18 protein-coding genes are annotated in these 21,677 nt (G+C 35.7%); 14 read left to right on the plus strand and 4 right to left on the minus strand.

Annotation, left to right across the window (positions count from 1 at the left end; genetic code table 11):
• Nucleotides 1-32 precede the first annotated feature (32 nt).
• The 4 genes from JQC67_RS06870 to JQC67_RS06885 are packed head-to-tail and all read right to left on the minus strand — an operon-like array spanning nt 33 to nt 5,133.
• Nucleotides 33-884, minus strand: coding sequence for an alpha/beta hydrolase (locus tag JQC67_RS06870; protein WP_203252090.1), 852 nt, complete (start codon nt 882-884; stop codon nt 33-35).
• A 52-nt stretch (nt 885-936) separates the two neighbouring features.
• Complete coding sequence (locus JQC67_RS06875; RefSeq protein WP_203252091.1) at nt 937-2,391, minus strand: DUF1593 domain-containing protein; 1,455 nt, start codon at nt 2,389-2,391, stop codon at nt 937-939.
• 7 nt (nt 2,392-2,398) lie between these two features.
• Nucleotides 2,399-3,820 (minus strand): DUF1593 domain-containing protein, encoded by a 1,422-nt coding sequence (locus tag JQC67_RS06880; RefSeq protein WP_203252092.1) that lies wholly within the window; start codon nt 3,818-3,820, stop codon nt 2,399-2,401.
• Nucleotides 3,821-3,828: 8 nt separating this feature from the next.
• Nucleotides 3,829-5,133, minus strand: a complete 1,305-nt coding sequence (locus tag JQC67_RS06885) for a nucleoside hydrolase-like domain-containing protein (RefSeq protein WP_203252093.1) — start codon at nt 5,131-5,133, stop codon at nt 3,829-3,831.
• A 173-nt stretch (nt 5,134-5,306) separates the two neighbouring features.
• Here JQC67_RS06885 and JQC67_RS06890 point away from each other — a divergent pair, with 173 nt between their 5' ends.
• The 14 genes from JQC67_RS06890 to JQC67_RS06955 all read left to right on the plus strand — a co-directional run bounded on the left by JQC67_RS06890 (nt 5,307) and on the right by JQC67_RS06955 (nt 21,676).
• Nucleotides 5,307-6,068, plus strand: coding sequence for a DeoR/GlpR family DNA-binding transcription regulator (locus JQC67_RS06890; protein WP_203252094.1), 762 nt, complete (start codon nt 5,307-5,309; stop codon nt 6,066-6,068).
• 33 nt (nt 6,069-6,101) lie between these two features.
• Nucleotides 6,102-7,523 (plus strand): L-fucose/L-arabinose isomerase family protein, encoded by a 1,422-nt coding sequence (locus tag JQC67_RS06895; RefSeq protein ID WP_203252095.1) that lies wholly within the window; start codon nt 6,102-6,104, stop codon nt 7,521-7,523.
• Nucleotides 7,524-7,597: 74 nt separating this feature from the next.
• Nucleotides 7,598-8,425 (plus strand): transketolase, encoded by an 828-nt coding sequence (locus tag JQC67_RS06900; RefSeq protein WP_203252096.1) that lies wholly within the window; start codon nt 7,598-7,600, stop codon nt 8,423-8,425.
• A gap of 2 nt (nt 8,426-8,427) precedes the next feature.
• Nucleotides 8,428-9,408, plus strand: coding sequence for a transketolase family protein (locus tag JQC67_RS06905; protein ID WP_203252097.1), 981 nt, complete (start codon nt 8,428-8,430; stop codon nt 9,406-9,408).
• Nucleotides 9,409-10,359 carry a D-ribose ABC transporter substrate-binding protein gene (locus tag JQC67_RS06910; RefSeq protein ID WP_203252098.1) on the plus strand — a complete coding sequence of 317 codons (951 nt, stop codon included), beginning with the start codon at nt 9,409-9,411 and terminating at the stop codon, nt 10,357-10,359. It begins immediately after the preceding gene.
• Nucleotide 10,360: 1 nt separating this feature from the next.
• Nucleotides 10,361-10,984 carry a DUF2291 family protein gene (locus tag JQC67_RS06915; protein WP_203252099.1) on the plus strand — a complete coding sequence of 208 codons (624 nt, stop codon included), beginning with the start codon at nt 10,361-10,363 and terminating at the stop codon, nt 10,982-10,984.
• A gap of 4 nt (nt 10,985-10,988) precedes the next feature.
• Complete coding sequence (locus JQC67_RS06920; RefSeq protein WP_203252100.1) at nt 10,989-12,506, plus strand: sugar ABC transporter ATP-binding protein; 1,518 nt, start codon at nt 10,989-10,991, stop codon at nt 12,504-12,506.
• 4 nt (nt 12,507-12,510) lie between these two features.
• On the plus strand, nt 12,511-13,479 hold the full coding sequence (locus tag JQC67_RS06925) for an ABC transporter permease (RefSeq protein ID WP_203252101.1): 969 nt from the start codon (nt 12,511-12,513) through the stop codon (nt 13,477-13,479).
• A 27-nt stretch (nt 13,480-13,506) separates the two neighbouring features.
• On the plus strand, nt 13,507-15,006 hold the full coding sequence (locus JQC67_RS06930; protein ID WP_203252102.1) for an FGGY family carbohydrate kinase: 1,500 nt from the start codon (nt 13,507-13,509) through the stop codon (nt 15,004-15,006).
• Nucleotides 15,007-15,104: 98 nt separating this feature from the next.
• Nucleotides 15,105-17,318 carry an alpha-L-rhamnosidase-related protein gene (locus tag JQC67_RS06935; RefSeq protein ID WP_238934513.1) on the plus strand — a complete coding sequence of 738 codons (2,214 nt, stop codon included), beginning with the start codon at nt 15,105-15,107 and terminating at the stop codon, nt 17,316-17,318.
• Nucleotides 17,319-17,481: 163 nt separating this feature from the next.
• Complete coding sequence (locus tag JQC67_RS06940) at nt 17,482-18,060, plus strand: cupin domain-containing protein (protein WP_203252103.1); 579 nt, start codon at nt 17,482-17,484, stop codon at nt 18,058-18,060.
• Between the two features lie 88 nt (nt 18,061-18,148).
• Nucleotides 18,149-18,559 carry a cupin domain-containing protein gene (locus tag JQC67_RS06945; protein ID WP_203252104.1) on the plus strand — a complete coding sequence of 137 codons (411 nt, stop codon included), beginning with the start codon at nt 18,149-18,151 and terminating at the stop codon, nt 18,557-18,559.
• A gap of 113 nt (nt 18,560-18,672) precedes the next feature.
• Entirely contained in the window at nt 18,673-19,218 is a 546-nt protein-coding gene (locus JQC67_RS06950) for a hypothetical protein (RefSeq protein ID WP_203252105.1), read from the plus strand.
• Between the two features lie 196 nt (nt 19,219-19,414).
• Entirely contained in the window at nt 19,415-21,676 is a 2,262-nt protein-coding gene (locus tag JQC67_RS06955; RefSeq protein ID WP_203252106.1) for a DUF5916 domain-containing protein, read from the plus strand.
• Nucleotide 21,677: the final 1 nt, after the last annotated feature.

Here is a 21,677-nt window from a genome sequence, read left to right on the forward strand (position 1 = left end):
ATTGATTACCCATTAATATAGTGAGTTTTCTTTTATTTATTAGTAATATATTTATTTAACCATTTGATAATCTGACCACTATAGTCAGGTAGGAAGTCATTCCATTCGGTTAGTCGATGTGGCGCTCCGGGAATTGTAATGATATCGCACTGCACACCATTATCTTGTAGTTTTTTTTGAAATAGTATTGATTGTTCAAAAGGTACCGATTGATCTTTGTCACCATGTAGTAATAAAAAAGGGGGTAACCCTGGTCGAACATAATTGATAGGTGAAATTGCTTTCAGCATGCCGAGAGATTCGGGAGTTATTTCTTGCGGTCTATTTAAAAGTCCACGCTGAGCTCTACCAAGAATATTTCCTCGTTTAGGTAGTTCTTGAACAAAATCGGTGAGTGGTGCCAAACCAATTACTGCTTTTACAGCAATACTTTCATCAACTAAGGTTGCGGTAAAAGTTGCCAAATGACCACCTGCTGAATATCCTGCAAGTACCATGGTAGAGGGGTCACCATTATAATTCACTGCATTAGCTTTAACCCACCTAATTGCAGTTTTAATATCATCTAAACAAGAAGGCCATCGATGTTCAGGCGCAAGACGATAGTTTATTGAGAAAGCGATGAATCCAGCTTTTTGAAGTATTTCAATTGCTGGAGCATCATCAGGATTGGCTTTGTCACCAACCGTCCATCCACCACCATGAATGTAAATTGCAATAGGAAACGGACCGTCACCTTTAGGTTCGTAAATATCTAAATGCAGTTTTTCATTCGCGGCATTACCGTACACTATATTAGTGTGAGAAGGTGAAATATCGTTTTGCGCACCTACGTTGATGTAAACAAGGGTAACAAAGAGTTTAAGAATTGTTCGACACTTCATCGTCTTATTGCAATTTCCAGTTTAGCAATCATTAAAATACCAATTCTTCTACTTACTTGATAGTTATAATTATGCGTTGGTATCTAGTAAGTTTAGGAGAACCATTGTCAGTTACTTCACAAATAATATGAATCGTTTCGCCTTTTTTAGCATCTTTTGGAACAACAAATTCAACTTTTTTATTTGCTGCATTTAATAGGTTTACTTTTCTTGGATACGAATCAACTTCATGATATTGCCACCAAGAGAAAGTTAAATCATCACCATCAGGGTCAACTGTTCCTTTGGTGTCTAGTTTAATTGTACTGCCCGGTTTTGAATCTATGTCTAATTTATTTGATGACTTAACTATTGGGGGGTGGTTTGCTTCATCAAACGATTTTACCGACCAATCAGCGCGCGCTGCAAAATCATTTTGCAATGCATCTGTCCAGCGAGTTATGGGCGTAAAATACTTTGTCATTAAGTTTTTATTTTCAGGATATACATTTCGCATATAATTTCTACCCCATGCCGTTTTTGTATACCATCTGCCTTCAGGATAATTATAATTTGACTCAGGAACCGAATCAAGCCAAGTATTCTCACGAACATTCAAGTAGCGGCCTCCCCAACCTCCATAATCTGGAGATTCTAGTGATCGTAATCCTGTTGGAATAGTATAGAAAAATGCAGGTGAATCACCTTCGGATCTGAAATCGCCTTTGGCTTTGCCTTCTTCAGCTAAAAAACCTTCATTGTCGTCACCACCTTTATAGGCTTCGTATAAAGAGCAGAGTGGACCATGGTTTTCTAAAATATTCGATTTTATCCAATCACTTTTAAAGTATGGTAATTTATCGGCTGGTATTATTTTATCCCATTGATAAGCTACTGCCCAAAACTGATCACAGATGATGGTTTCTATGTTGTATTTACCCCAATGAGGTTTAATGTAAGTTTGATATGTTTCATCTTGCTCCCAGATAAAGAAAAAACGAAGTTTTTTGGCGACCTCTTCCATTTTTTCAGGATGATTTTCTTCAATAGATTTTAATGCACGGGCAATAGTATTTGTACCGCCCCAAGCTTGAAGCCATATCGGATTATTATCTGATTCATCTAAAAGAACCTTAACAATGTGTTCGGATCCTGGAGTGATTTTTTCCATTTCACCTTCAGTTTCTACATTACCAAGAAAGTTGATGGATCTTAAATATGCTGCTGTGGGATATGCTTTGTCATGCTTAATTAAATTCGGATGAATTTCTTCATAGGCATCCAGAAAACGATCAATCCAATCATCACCTGCCCATTTATGCCCATGCCAATGGTATTGTGAACTTGAAGTGACTATGCCTTCTACATCCCATTCATTGGAATATAATAGAAAACGAACCATTGAACATTCATCATCTATTTCACCATCAGAGGTTACAATTATTCTAGGTTTTTGATTTTGCGCATGTACTTTAAATTGAATTGTGAAAAGTACAAGCGCAAAAAATATGGGTGCTATTTTTTTCATTTTACAATTATTCAATGTTGACTATAATACGTTGATAGCGAGTTAATCTTGGAGCTCCATGATCCGTAACGGCTAAAATGATGTGCATAGTTCCTGTTCCGTCGCCTCCCAGTCTACTGGTAGGCACTGTAAACCAAGCTTCAGATTGATCAAAGTTGTGTATTTCTAAGGGTTGTCCGCTTCGTGCACTTGATACAGAAAAAGTACCAGCTTCTTCATATAAAAACCAATTGTAAGAAATGGCATCACCATCTGGGTCGCTAGAGCCTTTGGCGCTTAAAAGAACTTTTTCTCCCTTTTTTGCAGAAAGTTTAGTTGCGTGTGCCACTTTAGCAATAGGTGCGTGGTTTGCCTCATTCTTTTCCTTGATTGTCCAATCCATTCGAGCTGAAAAATCGTTTTGAAATGCTTCTCTCCATCTCCATATTGTTTCGTGGTTACCAGAATGCCATCTACCATCGGTGCCTAAAACTTCATCGACGGCATCAGAATAGAAAGGTCTACTTTCTGGATGAAGAAACCATTTTTGCATTCTCGGAGTGTATAACTCATATCGACCTCCCCAGCCACCCCATTCAGGGTGATCATGATTGTTTAATCCATTGTTTATAAGGTTTAGAAACGAAGGGGTGTCACCCTCCATTAAAAATTCCCATAACGGATACTCAGCACCTAAAGGACCTTTGGTTCTAACATTTTTGTCTAACCACTCATTTGATACAACTGCAGCATTTGCGCCATCGCATCGCGCGTGAAAAAAGTCCCCACTAATACCACTCCAAGTTGCATGATGATAACCGCCACCAGCATTGAATCCTGGACTAGCTACATAAAATAATTCAGGAAATTCTTTACGAATCCATGGACCACTATCATCTTGATCAGAAATAGTATAAACACGAATTTTACTTATGAAAGTAGCAAGTTCTTTTTTTGAACGTGTTTCTCTTACCTTCCATAATGCTTGTCCTAATACATTTGGTCCGCCCCATGCAGTAACCCATAACGGTCTAGAATCGTTTTTATCAACAGATTTTATTAAAAGTTCAGAGGCTGGTGAATCTTTTCCTGCACCAACAGCTTTCATCCCATATTCAGGGAGTCCTTCAGTAATAATTGATTTCATAAAATCTCCAGTCGGAAAACCCGACTCATGTTTTTCGAGGTTATTTCTGACTTTGCTATACGCATCAACTATTTCTTTAATGCGATACGTTGCAACTTCATGTTGTTGATGAATTGAAGTTGTTGCTGCTAATCCTTCTACATCATATTGGTTGGCGTATACCAAAAAGCGAACCAAAGACATTGCATCATCGGGTTCGTTTTCTATATCAGTTAGCACAAAAATTCTTGGTTTTTCTTGAGCAGTACTGGTAATTGTTATTAGTACTATAAAAAGCTTTACTACGAGTTTAATAATTTTCATTTTTTCATTTATTTAGTGAACCATTCCCATCTTTTTGCCCAATCCATTAAAAAGGCTTGCCGATGATTAGCAACTGTTTTTGCACCTTGTTGTTCGTCAATGTATAATTCTAATTCTGTTTTATCTCCATACCAATTAGGCCCTACTGAATAATCATCAGGAGAAGGTTTTCCTGGCCAAGGATTCGTGCTTACGTATTGACCAGTTTGTCCATCCAATTCAGCAATACTACTTTTTGTTGTATAAGAACCCGTTTCTGGTTTTTTTGAAGAATAGCGTACGCCATATTCACCATTTCCGAGATAATATCCAGGCCAAATCTGATTCGATATTTCCATTGTAAAGCACGTAGAGTCTTGTGGTATGTCTAATTCAGGTCCTTTGAATCTCCATTCTAGTACTGCATAAGCAGATACAGTATCATTCGTTGTTGTATTGCCTTCAAAAATATGACGAGAACTACGATTGATTGAAGTGAAGCTACCACCCCAACTTTCGCTAGTAGGATCATTTACATCACCGTTCATCACATAGGCAAGTGATGGTGTATCACCCATTTTTATTTCGCCCTCATAATGGTTTTTGAAATTTTCACCCATTGCGCCGCGACCTTGAATAAAGTTGTCATAGTAAGCTTTGCTTTTTATATTTTTAGGTGAATCTGGATCCATAAACCAGCCTCTATAGGTAGCATTGGCTTCTATCATATATAGGTCAGGATGGTTTTCTGCGATGTATGCATATGCATTTACGCTCCATTTTTTATTAGGGCCTCCAATCCAATAGACCCTAATATTTTCCTTTATTTCAGGTGCGTCGTGTAAAGCTTGGGCAATGTCTTCCAAACCACCCCAAACCAAAACCCATAAAGGTTGATCACTTGGTGTTTTAGCGCTTTTGATAATCCAGTCTGATCCTTTGGTTGCAGTACTGAAACCTTTATATGGTGCCCCAGAAATAGCTCCCTGTTTGCAAACATCTCGAAGAGAATAGGGTTGAGGAAAGTCATCTGAATGTTCAGTAAGCATGTTCAAATCTTGCTCATAGAGGTCAATCATATCTAAAAAATCTTTTTTTCTACCGGGTCCATAGGGTGATGAAACGAGGCCTTCTATTTGAAAAAGATCAGCATACATTAATAGGTGTATCATTGACTGAAAATCGTCAGGATCTGTTCCTCCAATATCAGAGCTAATTAAAATACGTGGTTTTAGTTTTTTCTCTTCAGAATTACCACATTGAATCAATGATAGTGACGCCACTATTGTGATAAGACAAAGTCTACTCTTCTTTGTCAAGTATTTAAAAGACATAAATTTCGATTTAACGATGAAATACTTAAAATATACTATGTTACAAATTATTTTTCCTTTATTGTAAAGTAATTTAGCTTTGGCTTTAATTGCAATATTAAAAACAAAGTAAACGAAAATAAAGAAAAATAAACGGAATTACCTATATTTGAACTTTTAAATTTAAAACTTACATGCTAGCGAATCAACGTAAAGAAAAAATTTTAGAATTATTAAAGGAAGATGGATCCGCAAAAGTTGCGGACTTGGCAAAATTGTTTAAGGTTACCGAGGTTACAGTTCGGCAAGATTTAGAAAAATTAGAAAAAAAAGGTTTGATTGTTAGAGAGCACGGTGGGGCTTTTCTTAAGAATATGGAGGATCAAGTGCGAAATTTTTCATTAACAAACCAAGAAAATTTAGAATTAAAAGAAGCTATAGCACTTAAGTGTCTCGATTTTATTGAAATGGGTGACACTATTATTTTAGACTCTGGTAGTACAACTACTGAAATAGCGAAGAAATTAGTAGGTTTTAAAAATCTAACTGTTATTACAAATGCTTTAAATATCGCATTGATGTTAGGTACAGAGCCAGGTATAGAGGTGATAATGACAGGTGGTGAATTTAAACCGCCCACTTTATCATTGACAGGTCAAAAAGCAGCTGATTTTTTTGAAGGATTGAATGTGCAGAAGTTGTTTTTGGCTACAGCAGGTATTTCTTTAAAATCTGGTTTAACATACCCCAGTATTAGTGATTTAGTTGTGAAAAAAGCAATGTTAGACGCTGCGAATGTTTCATATTTAGTAGCTGATAGTACTAAAATAGGAGTTAATGCTTTGGCTAGTTTGGGTGCGCTTTCGTTAATAGATTATTTCATTACTGATTCAGGTATGAAAGAAAAGGATAAAGAGGTTTTTAAGGACAATGAAATTGAAGTGATTTTAGCCTAAGTAATAATTAAAATAGAATAATATATAGTACATATGTCAGAAGCAGTAATGAGTATTGGGGTAATAATAGGGAATCGTGATTTTTTCCCTGATAGTTTAGTAGAGAAAGCAAGAACAGAAATTATCGAAGTTTTTTCTAAGCTAAACATAAAACCAATTTTATTAGATACAACAGACACTAAACTCGGTGGTGTTGAGACATACAAAGAAGCTCAAAAATGTGCTGAATTATTTAAAAAACACAGTGAAGAAATAGCGGGTGTATTAGTATTGCTGCCGAATTTTGGTGATGAGAAAGGTGTGGCCGATACCTTGAAGTTGGCAAACCTCAATGTTCCAGTTTTAGTTCAGGCTTATCCTGATGAATTATCTAAGATGAACGTCGTGAATCGTCGCGATTCATGGTGTGGTAAAATATCGGTTTGTAATAATCTGTATCAATATGGTATCAAATATTCGTTGACAAGTCAACATGTTTCTTTTCCTTCTGATGCGCTTTTTCAGAATGATTTAAATGATTTTGTAGCTGTATGTAGAGTAGTAAAAGGATTAAAAAATGTTAGAATTGGTGCTGTAGGGGCTAGGCCTGGTGCATTTAATACAGTACGTTATTCTGAAAAAATATTGCAACGTAATGGTATAACCGTAACCACTGTTGACTTGTCTGAAATTTTAGGAAAAGCAAATAAGCTTACTAAAGACGATGCTTCAGTTAAGCAACATATAGAATCAATAAATGCTTATGTACCTCAGGGTAAAACTCCTAATGAGGCAATGTTGCAAATTGCAAAATTAGATGTGGTTCTAAAAGATTTTATGGAAGAATACGCTTTGGATGCTACTGCAATTCAATGTTGGACATCACTACAGCAAAATTATGGCTGTAATGTTTGTACTAGCATGAGTATTATGTCTGAAAATATGTTGCCATCAGCATGTGAGGTAGATGTTACTGGTACTTTGACTATGTATGCTATGCAATTGGCCTCAGGGTCACCAAGTGCATTAGTAGATTGGAATAATAATTATGCTGATGATCCAAATAAGTGCGTTTTGTTTCATTGTGGTAATTGGGCTAAATCATTTTTACCAGATATAAAAATGGATACCGCTCCAATTTTAGGAACAACTGTAGGAGTCGAAAATACTTATGGTGCTCTCGACGGAAGAACACCGGCAAATCCACTTACTTATGGAAGGATAAGTACAGATGATCCTAAAGGGATTATTAAAGCATACTTAGGTGAAGGCGAGTTAACTGATGACCCCTTAAAAACTTTTGGAAATAGAGCAGTAGCCGAAATTTCAGATTTACAAGGTTTAATGAAACACATATGTAGAAATGGTTTTGAACATCATGTTGTAATGAATGCATCTAAAACTGGTGCAATTTTAGAGGAGGCTCTAGGTAATTATATGGGGTGGGATGTGTACAATCATAACAATTCTAATTAATAAAACAATATTGACCTGATTTATGCCTCAGTGCTTTCAGTATTGAAAAGGCGTGTAATTTGAGTAAGTAAATAATGACAAACAAAGAATTAAATTTAAAATCGGTATTTCTGAGAAAGAATCTTCTCAAGTATATCTACATAGCTAAAGCAGGTCATACCGGTGGAAGTTTATCATGCGTAGATATTTTGAATGTGCTATATAATAGAGTTTTAAATGTTAATCCGGATGATTTTAAAAACCCAAATCGTGATCGCTATATACAAAGTAAAGGGCATTGTGTAGAGGCACTGTTTGTTACTTTGGCAGATCGAGGTTTTTTTCCTGAATCTGATTTAGAAACTTTATGCCAGTATCAATCACATTATATTGGGCATCCAACGAAAAAAGTGCATGGCGTTGAGCAGAACACTGGTGCGTTGGGTCATGGTCTGCCAATTTGTGTAGGTGAAGCAATTGCTGCAAAATTGGACAATAAAAAGCATCGTGTTTTTACTTTATTAGGTGACGGAGAGTTGCCAGAGGGTTCAAATTGGGAAGCATTTTTGTCAGCATCGCACTATAAGCTGGATAATTTATATGCAATTTTAGATTATAACAAACAGCAAATTACCGGTAGCAACAAAGACGTAATGAACACCGATTCGGTGAGAGAAAAATTAGAATCCTTCGGATGGGCGGTAAAGGAAGTTGACGGTCATAACCTTGAACAATTAGAAGATGCTTTAAATAGTGGAGCTTTTGAAGAGGGTAAACCAAATTTTATAATTGCCCATACTACTAAAGGAAAAGGAATAAGTTATATGGAAGGTGTTTTAAAATGGCATCATGGTGTACCAAGCGAAGAGCAGTATGCTTTAGCAATGTCTGAATTAAATGAAATGCAAGCATTAATCAGCTAATTATGGAATTGGATAAAATAAACGAAACAGAGTTGAAGTTAGGAAAAGCCAATCAAGTAGTGTTTTCAGAAACATTGCAAGAGTTGGCAGCAAATGATACTTCAATTATTGCTGTAACTAGTGATTCTAGAGGTTCCGGAAAATTAGTTCCATTTGGTGAAAAGTATCCCAATCAGATTGTAGAAGTTGGTATTGCGGAACAAAATTTAGTAGGGGTTGCGGCTGGTTTAGCAGCTGCAGGTAAAAAAGCCTTTGCTGTTTCACCAGCATGTTTTCTTAGTGCTAGAGCTTTAGAGCAAATAAAAAACGATGTTACATATTCAGATAATCCGGTAATTCTTGTTGGTATAAGTGCCGGCGTAAGCTATGGAGCTTTGGGTACCACACATCATAGTCTACATGATTATGCAGTGCTAAGAGCTATCAATAATATAGTTGTTGTTGCCCCTGCTGATAATTTTGAAACGGAACAAGCGGTACGTCATGCTGCGGCTTTAAAGAAACCTGTATATATCCGATTAGGAAAAAAGGAAATGCCATTTCTGAACGAAGCAGATAAAACTTTCGAATTTGGCAAGGGGCGAGTGGTTAGAGAAGGTGATGATTTAGCGATTATTGCAATTGGCGAAACAGTTTACCCAGCATGGTTAGCTGCTAAGAAATTAGAAAATGAATTAGGTATTAAAACCACAGTGGTCAGTATGCATACCATTAAACCACTTGATACTGATTTGTTAGATAGAATTTCTGCTAACGGCAGACCAATTATCACGGTTGAAGAACACATGGTTAATGGTGGTTTAGGTGATGCTTGCGCCTCGTATCTTTTTCAGAAAGGTAGTAGAAATCCATTTCATATAGTTGGTATTCCTGATGAATATACCGTAACTGGTTCACAAGTAGAGATATTTAGTCATTATGGAATTTCAGAAGAAGGTTTATTTAATCAGGGCAAAGAAATGATGTCGCAATATTCAAAGTAAATGGTTAAGCAATCGAAGTTTAAAATTATAAGATATATCACCATTGTTGCATTTGCAATGATACTTTTCGGTTGTGCTGAAAGAAATAAGAATGCACCAAAAAAAATTGCTGTGGTTATTTCAACCCTGAACAATCCATGGTTTGTTGTATTGGGCGAGTCAGCTGCAAATAGAGCACAAGAACTCGGCTATGAGACTACTATTTTTGATTCTCAGAACAACACAGCTAAAGAAGCGGAACATTTTGAAAATCTAATTGCCGCAGGTTTTGATGCCATATTGTTTAACCCTACTGATGCAGATGGATCCGTAAGTAATGTCAATAGAGCAAAGCTGGCCGGAATTCCAACTTTTTGTATGGATCGTGAAGTAAATTCGATGGATGGTCCTGTTTCACAAATTATTTCTGATAGCTTTTCCGGTTGTGTTGAATTGGGTGAATATTTTGTACGTCAGATGGATAAAAAAGGAAAATATGTTGAGCTTTTAGGTTTGGTTGGTGATAATAATACGTGGAACCGTTCAAAAGGGTTTCATAGTGTAGTTGATCATTTTCCTGAGTTAGAAATGGTAGCGCAACAGAGTGCCGATTTTGACCGAAGTAAAGCTATGGAGGTTTTAGAATCAGTAATGCAATCAGATCCTGATATAAAAGCTGTTTTTTGTGGTAATGATGCCATGGCAATGGGTGCATACCAAGCACTTGTGTCAGCTGGTAAGCAAGACAGTGTAATGGTTTTTGGGTTTGATGGTGAGCAAGATGTAATGGATGCTATTAAGGCAAATAAAATTAAAGCTACGGCCATGCAATCGCCAAAGTTTATGGCAAAAATTGCTGCAGAATTAGCCGATAAATATATTAAGGGAGAACGAGATATTAGTAAAAAAATGCCGATTGCTGTTGAAGTAATAACGCAAGAGAATATCTCTGAATACAGCACTACTCAATAAAATGAATAAAGCAATAAAATACGTAGTATCAATAATCATCATAGGTCTAGCGCTGTATAATTCGGTGTATTTTAAACCTTTAGATGAAGTGAAAAAGACACAGAGTGAAGGTGTTTTTGATGCTGCTTTGTATGCTAAAGATTTTGTTGAGAATAAAATTAGCAGTGTTGAGGCATTCAATGCTGGCACTTTATTAGATGAACTCAAAATCGATTTAAATAAGACAACCTCCGAAAAAGGAAAGAAACTAGGTATAAGTAATGATTACTATTTTACAGTAGAAGGTGAAGCAATTGTGCTTGCAATAGAGGCCGAGAATGTTGTAGTCAAAATAAAAGATGGTTCAGAAGATGAAATGAACATTGCAACAGATTTTATATTCGGAAATACCATACGTGAAGCTACAGTGGCTGCGGAAATAGGTGATTATCAAAATACAATGGACTTTAATAATATATCAGTAGAACTTAATAATAGTATACGAGATAATATTATACCTCCTTTTGTATCCAAAGTGAAAGCAGGTGATGAAATCTATTTTAAAGGCGCTGTAAAAGTGAATGTAAAGTCACCCAGCATAGAAAAGTTGCGAATTGTCCCCTTAGTTTTAAACATAAAACAATAGGTAGTTGGCAGAAGAACACATCATATTACGGGCAGAGAATATTACCAAAAAGTTTACCGGCGTTACGGCACTTGATGGGGTGAATTTGGATGTCCATACTGGTAAAGTAAATGTGATTGTGGGCGAAAATGGTGCGGGTAAATCTACTTTAATGAAAATCTTATCTGGTGTTTATCCAGATTATGAAGGTGCTTTACTGTTGCGAGGTGAAGAGGTGAATTTCGCTAATCCTAAAGAAGCAATGAAAAAGGGTATAGCAATCATTCATCAAGAATTAAATCTTATCCCTTACTTAAGTATAACCGCAAACATTTTTCTAGGTCGTGAAATCGTAAATTCTTTTGGAATACTAGATTTCAAGGAGATGAATCGAGTGACCAAAAATCTTTTAGAACGCCTGGAATGTGATATATCTCCACGAACATTGGTTTCTGAATTACGGGTTGGGCAACAACAACTAGTAGAAATAGCTAAAGCACTTTTAGAAGATGCTAAAGTTCTGATTATGGATGAGCCAACTTCTGCAATTACAGATTCTGAAATTGAAGTGCTGTTTAGAATAATTCAGTCCCTTAAAGAACAACAAGTTTCTATTCTATATATCTCGCATAAATTAGACGAACTTTTTATAATAGCAGATCGTTTTATTGGCTTGCGCGATGGTAAAATGGTTGGTACAATCGAAAACGTATCTGAAGCAAGCAAAGATGATTTAATTCGTCTGATGGTGGGTAGAGATATCAAAAACATGTACGTGAAAGAATCAACTGACTTCGGTGATGAGGTGCTACGAGTTGATGGTATTTCACTTCCGAAAATATATGATAAATCAGAATTCTTGGTGAAGGATGTCAGTTTTACAATACGCCAGGGTGAAGTGTTAGGAATATTTGGTTTGATGGGTGCCGGGAGAACGGAATTGTTAGAAACAATTTTTGGTCTCCACCCCAAGGTAATGACTGGTACAATTTATATAGCGGGTAAAGAGGTGAAAATTAAATCAGTGATGAACGCTGTGGAAAATGGTATGGGACTAGTACCTGAAGATCGAAAAGAAGATGGTCTAGTGTTGCCGATGGAAATTTTTAAAAACATTAGCATGGCAAGTGTCAACCAGGTGGTAAAAAATGGATTTTTGAATGCACAGACGGAAAGCGAACTAGCTAAAAAGTATATAGATGACTTAAGAATAAAAACGCCTTCTTATAATGAAAGTGCTAAGAATCTCAGTGGCGGAAATCAACAAAAAGTTGTGTTGTCAAAATGGTTAGCCACAGCACCAAAAATTTTGTTTTTAGATGAACCCACACGTGGTATAGATGTTAATGCAAAAAACGAAATCTATCATGTGATAAATAATTTAGCTAAAAACGGACTTGGGGTTTTGGTGGTTTCTTCAGAGTTGCCTGAGATTATGGCGATTAGTGATCGAATTATTGTGATGAGTGAATCGCGAATCACCGGCGAATTCACCCAAAGTGAAGCCAATGAAGATAAAATAATGAAAGCTGCAATTGCCTAATATCATGGATATAAAAAACACTTTAATAAAATTTCAGTCCATTATCGCCCTATTGGTGCTTTGCATTGTTTTGGCGATACTTTCTGATAAGTTTCTTACCCCTGAAAACGGGTGGAATATTATGCGTCAAATTTCAGTGAATGTATGTATTTCGGTAGGAATGACACTTGTGATTTTAACGCGAGGTATTGATTTGTCTGTAGGTTCAATATTGGCTTTAAGTGGAGCTGTTGCTGCAGGCCTTCTTAAGTTCGGCATAGATTTGCCTTCCATGAATCTTTATATTGGATTTACGGTATTCGGAGCAATTTTGTCGGGATTATTTGTGGGCGGAGGATTAGGTTTTTTCAATGGCTGGATGATTACTAAATTCAAAGTGCCATCTTTTGTAGCAACATTGGCGATGCTTACCATTGCGCGCGGAGCAACAATGTTATGGACTGGAGGATTCCCTATAACCGGACTAGGAGATAACTTTGCATTTATCGGCACCGGATGGTTTTTGGGTGTACCTATGCCAGTTTGGATAACCATTGTAGTAGTAGCTATCGCAGTTGTGGTAACCAAAAGAACAAAATTCGGAAGATATATTTACGCCATTGGCGGAAATGAAAGTGCAGCTCGCTTATCTGGCTTAAACATTACAAAAATAAAGGTTTGGGTATATGCCCTTGCTGGTATTTTAGCTGCGGTAGGTGGAATTATTTTGACCTCGCGTTTAGATTCTGCGCAGCCCAATGCAGGTATTAGCTATGAACTTGATTCGATTGCTGCTGTAGTCATTGGGGGTACATCTCTTTCTGGAGGAAGAGGTTCCATTATGGGAACAGTTCAAGGGGCACTTATAATTGGTGTATTAAACAGTGGTTTGGTTTTATTGAATGTTTCGCCTTTCTGGCAGCAAATTATCAAAGGGTTTGTAATACTCATAGCTGTAATCCTTGATAGAATTAATCATCCGAACGAAGAATAAAGCCAAGAATTAACCAATTTTAAAAGAATGTCTAAATCTTATATTTTATCCATTGATCAAGGTACCAGCGGCACAAAAGCTATTATTTTTGATCAAAATGGAGAAATTGTAGTAAAGGCTACAGCAACCTTAAAATCTTACTATCCGTTACCTGGTTTTGTTGAACAAGATCCTCAAGAGATTTATGAAAATGTTCTTACAGCTGTTGAAAAATGCTATAAAGAGTTTATCAATGTTTATGGAGGAGATGCTTCAAGTATAATATCATGTGGCATATCAAACCAACGAGAAACATTTGTTGTTTGGGATAATAATGGTGAACCACTTTTTAATGCAGTAGTATGGCAATGTAAACGGTCAGTGGCTATCTGTGATGAACTGAGAGAAGATGGTCATGAGAAATTAGTCAACGCCAAAACAGGACTGACCATAGACCCCTATTTTTCGGCTACAAAAATGATGTGGCTTCAACAAAATGATGCCTCAATAGATGAGGCAATAAAAAAAGGGAATGCTTATTTCGGAACCATCGACACATGGTTGTTATTCAAACTAACAGGCCATAAAAAATATTGTACGGATCATACGAATGCATCTCGAACTTTGTTTTTCAATAGTTTCGATTTAAAATGGGATGAAGAATTACTCGAAATATTTAATCTTAAGGGATTGAATCTTCCTGAGGTCAAATGTTCTTCAGTAAATTATGGTGAATCAGATTTTGAAGGGTCTTTACCAAATAAAATTCCTATTACTGCATTGATAGGAGATTCACATGCTGCTTTCTTTGGTGAAGAATGCTTTACATCAGGTATGGCTAAAGCCACCCTAGGTACCGGGTCATCTATTATTTGGAATACTGGCCAAGTTGCCAAGCAAGATAAAAATGGAATCTTGACAACAATAGGTTGGAGTATGCATGATAATGTACATTATGCGCTTGAAGGTGTCATTGTAAGTTGCGGCTCTACTTTAGAATGGATGAAAAAGCAACTCGGGCTTTTTACATCTAATGATGAGATTGAAGCAATGGCTACATCGGTCCTGAGTAACGAAGGTGTTTATGTCATTCCGGCATTCAGTGGTATGGGTGCGCCGCATTGGAAAAAAGATTGGAAAGCTTCAATTCATGGTTTAACCTTTAATTCTACAAAAGCCCATCTCATTAGAGCGGGCTTAGAATCTATCGCTTTTCAAATTAAAGATGTTGTTGGTGCTATTGAAAGTGAAACTCAAGAGAAATTGAAAGAATTAAAAGTAGATGGTGGTATTACTTCAAATCTATTTTTGATGCAATATTTAGCTGATATTTTACAAACACCTGTAACTAATATCGGCATTACCGATGTTTCAGCAAGAGGTGCAGCCTTAATTTCAGGAATAGGTGTAGAATTTTGGCAGAACCTAGAAGAGTTGCCAAAGCCCGCTTATGAAGGATTAGAAACCTATATTCCTAATAAAGATTCAGCTGAAATATTTGATTCTTATGCAGTATGGCTAGAACTTATTAGAAACAAGAACGATTAGTTTTGTGTGTTTTAGTTAGTGAAGGTTTTGAATAGAAATTTGATAATAGATTATGGCTTTAATTATTAAAAATAGAAGCTGAAAATTTTTAGAATAGAATGACCAATATGCTTACAAATAAAGTTCCAGTACTACTTTCTATGATATCTTTTTGGGTGCTTTCATTCATGTTTTTTTGTCCCAGTTCCCTGCCTGCACAAGAAACAGAACAAGATGCTACATGGATATGGTATTCTGGTGACTATGAAATTTGGTTAAGCAATAATATGCAAGCTAGAAGAACTGAAAGAGAGGCTGTTCTTCCACCACTTTGGCGATTATATAGTCCGTATTCATTAGTGACTTTTCAGAAAGAATTAGACTTGCCTGAAGCTGATGAAGTAATACTGCAAACAGAGGGTTCGTTTATGCTTTTAATAGATGATGTTTTGGTTCATGGTCAACCCAAAAAGTTTTCACTGTCAGCTGGCAAGCATAAAATTGTATTACGAGTTTTTAATCAAGAAGCGGTACCTTCAATTTATGTAAAAGGAAAGCACCTAAGATCGGATAGCTCTTGGGTGGCAACACATGAAGATAAACAATGGATAGATGAAAATGGAGTGCCGCATCAATCAGGAACCCCATGGGTTCAAGTCGGTACTTGGAATTTTAATACTCCCGAAAGTAAGCCATCTGAATTTAAACTTAATACAGAACTTTGGAATGCAAAAAAAATAGAACCTGTTGGGTCAGGGCAATTGGTCGATTTTGGAAAGGAAACCTTTGGTTATGTTAAGTTGCATGGTGTAAAGGGTAAAGGGAAAATAGCTTTGTATTATGGTGAATCAAGAGAAGAAGCTTTAGATTCATTACGGTGTGAAACACTTGATTATTTAAACTTTGATGGCAATCAAGAATCTGAATTTACAGTAGATAAATCAAAGGCTTTTCGCTATGTACAGGTGCAAGCTGACAGTGGAGTGCAGTTTGATTCTATATCAATGCTTTATGAATATTTGCCGGTAGATTACCGAGGAGAGTTTAAATCTTCAGACGAACAATTGAATGAAATATGGGATGTTTCAGCCTATACACTGCATTTAAATACACGTGAATTTTTTCTAGATGGTATAAAACGTGATCGATGGATATGGTCAGGTGATGCACATCAAAGTTATTTGATGAACTACTATTTGTTTTTTGACTCACCATCAGTCCGTAGAACTTTGTTAGCTCTTCGCGGTAAAGAACCGGTTACAGCGCACATAAATACCATTATGGACTATTCGCTCTATTGGTTTGTTGGTATCTATGATTATTACCTCTATACAGGAGATGAAGATTTTATCAAGAATTTTTATCCACGGATGAAAAGTATGATGGATTTCTGTCTTGCACGACGTAATGAAGATGGAATGTTGTCACCACTTCCTGGTGATTGGGTTTTTATTGATTGGGCTGATGGTTTAGGTAAAACTGGTGAAGTGAGTTTTGAGCAAATGCTATTGGCGAGAAGTTTAGAAGCTATGGCTGTTAGTGCAGGAATTTCGGGTGATGAAGATGGAAAAAAAGAGTACAATGAATTAGCTGATGAATTGCGAACAAAACTTTTTGATGTTTTTTGGTCTGATGAAAAGGAGGCATTGATGCACCAACGAGTAGAAGGAAAGGTGTTAGATAACGTAACCCGCTATGCTAATATGTTTGGTATCTTTTTCGATTATTTTACGGAAGCTCAAAAGCAAGGAGTTAAAGAACATGTGTTATTGAATGATGATATTCAAAAGATCACAACCCCTTATATGCGTTTCTATGAATTGGAGGCGCTTTGTGCAATGGGTGAGCATGAGTTTGTACTCGATGAGGTTCGTTCTTATTGGGGTGATATGTTAAAATTAGGAGCGACATCATTTTGGGAAAAATACAATCCTTCAGAAAAGGGAGTAGAACATCTTGCTATGTACGGTAGACCTTATGGAAAGAGTTTGTGCCATGCATGGGGTGCTAGTCCTATTTATCTATTTGGTAAATATTATCTAGGTGTAAAACCAACAGCACCTGGCTATGAGAAGTATGAAATTGAACCACACTTAGGTGGGTTAAAATGGTTAGAAGGAAAAGTGCCTACGCCAAAAGGTGATGTAGCGGTTTACTGTTCTGAGAAAGAAATAAAAATAACAGGTGCCAATGGGCAAGGGTTGTTGGTGTTCGAAAGTAAGAGAAAACCATCTTCTGATTTTGGAACAATCAGAAAAATAAATGGAAATCGATATGAGCTTGATATAGAGTCAGGAGTGACTTATAAAGTTTCGTATGCTGCCTTAAAATAAATTTCACGCAAATCATAGCTGTTTTGCTTTTATATACATACGCTTGTGATGCACTATGAACAGCATTTGATCAACCTTTGAAAGGTGTGGGAACTTTGTAATAGTGAATTTATTGATAATTGAGATTGTGTTTCATCTAGATTAATCCTTAAAAAAAGCTGATATGAATCGTAAAAAATTTATAACCACTGCGGGCCAGTTAGGTTTGGCTATTTTTCTACCTACAAGCACTTGGGCAACTGACCAGCAATCAGAGCAGTTGCTTTTTGATGATGACGGCAAAATACCAAATAGTAAATATCCATTGCTGTTGTATAAAAATGCATTTAAAGAAAGATCTAATAGTGGTGCTTCGTGGTTAGAGAAAAAGTTTGCAGAAAACAATTGGACAAATTCCTGGCGAAATGGAATTTATTCATTTCATCATTATCACAGTACCTCACACGAGGTGTTGGGTGTTTATTCGGGAAGTGCTCTGGTGCATTTGGGTGGTGAACAAGGTGAAAAAGTTAATGTAGAAGCTGGTGATATCATAATTATTCCTGCTGGCGTGGGGCATAAGAATTTAGGTGGTAAAAATTTAGGTGTGGTAGGTGCTTATCCTGATGGGCGCAGTTGGGATATAAAAAAAGGTCTGCCAGGTGAACGGCCAAAAGCCGATGAAAATATTGCTGCTTTGCCAATACCTAGTGCTGATCCACTCTTGGGTGCAACAGATGGCTTAAGAAAAATTTGGGTCTAAAATAAGCAGTAAGTTGATCAAAACATTCATACACAAATAACAATATTGAGGGAGCAAATTTTAGTAATTAACAGTAAAGAACAAAACAATGAAGCAGTATCAAATATTTATAATCTTAGTTTTAAGTGTAATTGTAACGCAATCCTGTAAATCACAAGATTTAAAGAAAGAGAATAAAAGTGAAACCAACGCATCAGTATCACCAAGAATAATTAAAGGAGGGTCTATTGAAATGTTAAAGGGCCGACGAGCTTATGATTTGGCAGGGCGTGAAATTAGCACTAAACATTTTGCAGTACGTAAAACTACTCCCGAAAATCCTTTTAAACCACATAAACATGAACAATCTGAATTATGGTTTATTTCGAGCGGAAAAGGCACTGTGATTCTTGATGGAGTAGAGTTTGAAGTGGAAGCAAATGATCTTATCATCCTTGATCCATGGGTTGAACATGGTCTGAGTACTACAGGTGAGGTAACTTGGATATGTTTAGGGTAAAATTTAATAGGGTGTCATCAGCTCATAAAGCATATTAGTAAACAAAATTATACTATATATGAGTTTATTTAAAAATGGTTATTAAATATTAATTAGCATAAAGAAACTACAAAATGAAACTACAAAAATTAATTACGGTTATGGTTCTAGGAGGGTTAATTGCCTTATCATGTAAACCGAAAAAAGAAGAAAAGAAAGAAAGCTCTATCCAAACAACAACTACAAAGGTTGTTTATAATGCTTTAGAAGATTTTGAGTTTAAAGCAGATGATAACAGTGTTCCATTTTATAGAGATAGTGTTAGAAATGCACTAGCGATAAATGCAGTTGATTACAAAGGTGTATTTTCATCTGCCACAGTAAAATTTACTGGTGAAAGTGGTAATTATGATGTGAAATTTACAAGTCTTATGGAGTTAGATGGAGAATCAACGTATAAAATAATCGTGAATGGAAAAGAAATAGGGGCTTTTCAAAATCCAGAAACTACAATAGATTATGAAGTGAATACTTATACTTTAGAAAATGTACAACTAGAAAAAGGTCAGGATATAACTATCAAATTCAATTCTCATTCGAATGATAAAATTCCAGAAGGGGACGGATTTGCATATTCTAGAGGTCGGTGGACAGGTATTGAATTTCAATCGGTGCATTAATATTTAGTCCAATAAAAAAGAGTCAGTTGCATATTGATATATAAAAAACTAGATCTAGTGTGAGATTAATTAGATCTGTTTTGAGGCTATAATGGCTAAAAAAATAAGGAGTAATTTGAAATATAAACTGAAAAAGACATCCCCAAAATTTTAAATATATAGAATAATCAATTATTGATATTAATGTAGAATTGTCATGCGGTTTTTAATTCTAATTTTATTTGTTTTTCTAGGTAGAAATGTATTTTCTCAAGATACAAATGTCATTTTAGAAGATGGCAACCCTCTGCAAATCCATCTACAAAAAAAGTCTGATAATATTGTATTAGATGGTATTTTGAATGAAGATACTTGGCTAAAAGCGGAGAAAAATTCCCAATTTAGTCAATACTTCCCTACCGATAGTATACCTGCTATTGGTGATACAGAAATTTATATGAGCTATGATGAAAGTCATTTTTATATAGCAGCTAAATGTTATTCTACTGGAAACAATTTTAGAATAGAATCTTTAAAACGCGATTTTAGTTTTGCTAGAAATGATAACATTAACTTCATTTTTGACACCTATAATGACAATACAAACGCTTATCAATTTAGTATAAACGCAATTGGCGTTCAGAAAGAAGGACTTATATCTAGTGGAGGTAAATCTAGTGATGCACTAGATAATTCGTGGGACAATAAATGGGCTGGTAACGCAAAAATGTATGATGATTATTGGATATGTGAATTGGCTATTCCGTTTAGTACTATTCGCTATAAAGAAGGTACTACCAAGTGGCGTTTTAATAGTTACCGAAATGATGCTCAAACCAATGAAACTAGCTGTTTTATTAATATTCCTAGAGAAAATAATTTAATGAATCTGAATTATATGGCAGATATTGTTTGGGATAAACCTTTGGCGGATCCTGGCAAGAATCTTTCATTTATTCCGTACATGATTGCAGGTGGTTTAAGAGATTTTGAAGATGTTGATGAAACAGGTTATAAATCTGAATTTAATATTGGTGGTGATGTGAAAATAGGTCTTTCGTCAAGTTTGAATTTAGACTTAACAGTAAATCCAGATTTCTCACAAGTAGAAATTGATCAACAAGTAACAAACCTTGATCGATTTGAAATATCGCTTCCAGAAAAACGACAATTTTTTCTTGAAAATGCAGATTTATTTAGTGAGTTTGGAAATGGTAATGCTAGACCTTTCTTTTCACGAAGAATAGGAATTTCTATTGACACGCTAACTGAAAACAATATTCAAAATACCATTTACGGTGGGGCCAGATTAAGTGGAAAACTGAATAAAAATCTAAGAATTGGAATGCTTACTATGCAAACTGCAGCGCAGCAATCTAATGATTTTCCAAGCTTTAATTATACAGTTTTGGCTGCAGAACAAAAGGTTTTTGATAGGTCTAATATTGGTTTTATTTTCATAAGTAAACAAGCTTTTGATACTAAGGGTTTTAGTGGCTCTGTAGATAATTATGATAGAGTAGCAGGTTTGGAATATAGACTTCATTCAAAAGATAATTTCTGGACGGGAAAAGCTTCTTATATGAAAGCTTTTACGCCAAATGATAAAGAAATGAAGTATAATCTTGCTGGGGAGATAGAATATAACAGAAGAAGATATAGACTTGAACTAGCTACCACAACAGTGGGTGATGGCTTTGATGCTGAAGTGGGTTTTGTGCCAAGGCGAGATTATTTTTTGGTTAGCCCTGAAATAGATATCAGATTTTTTCCGAAAACAGATAAAATAGCGCAAATGACTTTTAAATCAGATGCTCGACTTATATACAAATTAGGCAAAGATGATAATCCTATTATTCAAGATTTTGGTCATGAAGAAACACGTTTAGAATTTGGTTGGGAAATTGCTTTTCAAAACAATCATAAATTAGAACTTGGTTATGAGTCAGAAGATTATACACTATTAAGAGATTTTGATCCTACACGTATTCAAGAAGATAATATCTTTTTTAGTGCTGGTACACAACAATATAATTCGTTAGTAAGCTTGTCGTATGATTCCGATGTTCGAAAAACGTTTTCATATAGTTTAGAACCTTCTATAGGTAAATTTTATGGAGGTGATAGAAGGGGTGTTATAGGTGGATTGACATATCGATATCAGCCCTATGGATCATTATCATTAGAATTTAATTATACACATTTAGATGTTGGAGGTAATTTTAAAAAAGCCGATTTATGGTTGGTAGGTCCTCGGGTTGATTTTACCTTTTCTAAAAAGTTGTTTTGGACCACCTATGTGCAATACAATAATAGATTGGATAATTTAAATGTGAATTCAAGATTGCAATGGCGATTTGCTCCTGTTTCGGACTTTTTTATAGTGTACACAGATAATTACCTCACAGAACATCTAAGTAATTTTAGCAGCAGAAATAGAGCATTATTAGCAAAGATTACATTTTGGTTAAATAAGTAAT

Origin of the sequence: Aurantibacter crassamenti (assembly GCF_016811105.1) — a bacterium.
Classification (GTDB): domain Bacteria; phylum Bacteroidota; class Bacteroidia; order Flavobacteriales; family Flavobacteriaceae; genus Aurantibacter_A; species Aurantibacter_A crassamenti.

Excerpts from the sequence above, each read along its gene's own strand:
- JQC67_RS06870 (WP_203252090.1), bottom strand. The coding sequence starts at position 884 with ATGAAGTGTCGAACAATTCTTAAACTCTTTGTTACCCTTGTTTACATC.
- JQC67_RS06875 (WP_203252091.1), bottom strand. The coding sequence starts at position 2,391 with ATGAAAAAAATAGCACCCATATTTTTTGCGCTTGTACTTTTCACAATT.
- JQC67_RS06880 (WP_203252092.1), bottom strand. The coding sequence starts at position 3,820 with ATGAAAATTATTAAACTCGTAGTAAAGCTTTTTATAGTACTAATAACA.
- JQC67_RS06885 (WP_203252093.1), bottom strand. The coding sequence starts at position 5,133 with ATGTCTTTTAAATACTTGACAAAGAAGAGTAGACTTTGTCTTATCACA.
- JQC67_RS06890 (WP_203252094.1), top strand. The coding sequence starts at position 5,307 with ATGCTAGCGAATCAACGTAAAGAAAAAATTTTAGAATTATTAAAGGAA.
- JQC67_RS06895 (WP_203252095.1), top strand. The coding sequence starts at position 6,102 with ATGTCAGAAGCAGTAATGAGTATTGGGGTAATAATAGGGAATCGTGAT.
- JQC67_RS06900 (WP_203252096.1), top strand. The coding sequence starts at position 7,598 with ATGACAAACAAAGAATTAAATTTAAAATCGGTATTTCTGAGAAAGAAT.
- JQC67_RS06905 (WP_203252097.1), top strand. The coding sequence starts at position 8,428 with ATGGAATTGGATAAAATAAACGAAACAGAGTTGAAGTTAGGAAAAGCC.
- JQC67_RS06910 (WP_203252098.1), top strand. The coding sequence starts at position 9,409 with ATGGTTAAGCAATCGAAGTTTAAAATTATAAGATATATCACCATTGTT.
- JQC67_RS06915 (WP_203252099.1), top strand. The coding sequence starts at position 10,361 with ATGAATAAAGCAATAAAATACGTAGTATCAATAATCATCATAGGTCTA.
- JQC67_RS06925 (WP_203252101.1), top strand. The coding sequence starts at position 12,511 with ATGGATATAAAAAACACTTTAATAAAATTTCAGTCCATTATCGCCCTA.
- JQC67_RS06930 (WP_203252102.1), top strand. The coding sequence starts at position 13,507 with ATGTCTAAATCTTATATTTTATCCATTGATCAAGGTACCAGCGGCACA.
- JQC67_RS06935 (WP_238934513.1), top strand. The coding sequence starts at position 15,105 with ATGACCAATATGCTTACAAATAAAGTTCCAGTACTACTTTCTATGATA.
- JQC67_RS06940 (WP_203252103.1), top strand. The coding sequence starts at position 17,482 with ATGAATCGTAAAAAATTTATAACCACTGCGGGCCAGTTAGGTTTGGCT.
- JQC67_RS06945 (WP_203252104.1), top strand. The coding sequence starts at position 18,149 with ATGAAGCAGTATCAAATATTTATAATCTTAGTTTTAAGTGTAATTGTA.
- JQC67_RS06950 (WP_203252105.1), top strand. The coding sequence starts at position 18,673 with ATGAAACTACAAAAATTAATTACGGTTATGGTTCTAGGAGGGTTAATT.
- JQC67_RS06955 (WP_203252106.1), top strand. The coding sequence starts at position 19,415 with ATGCGGTTTTTAATTCTAATTTTATTTGTTTTTCTAGGTAGAAATGTA.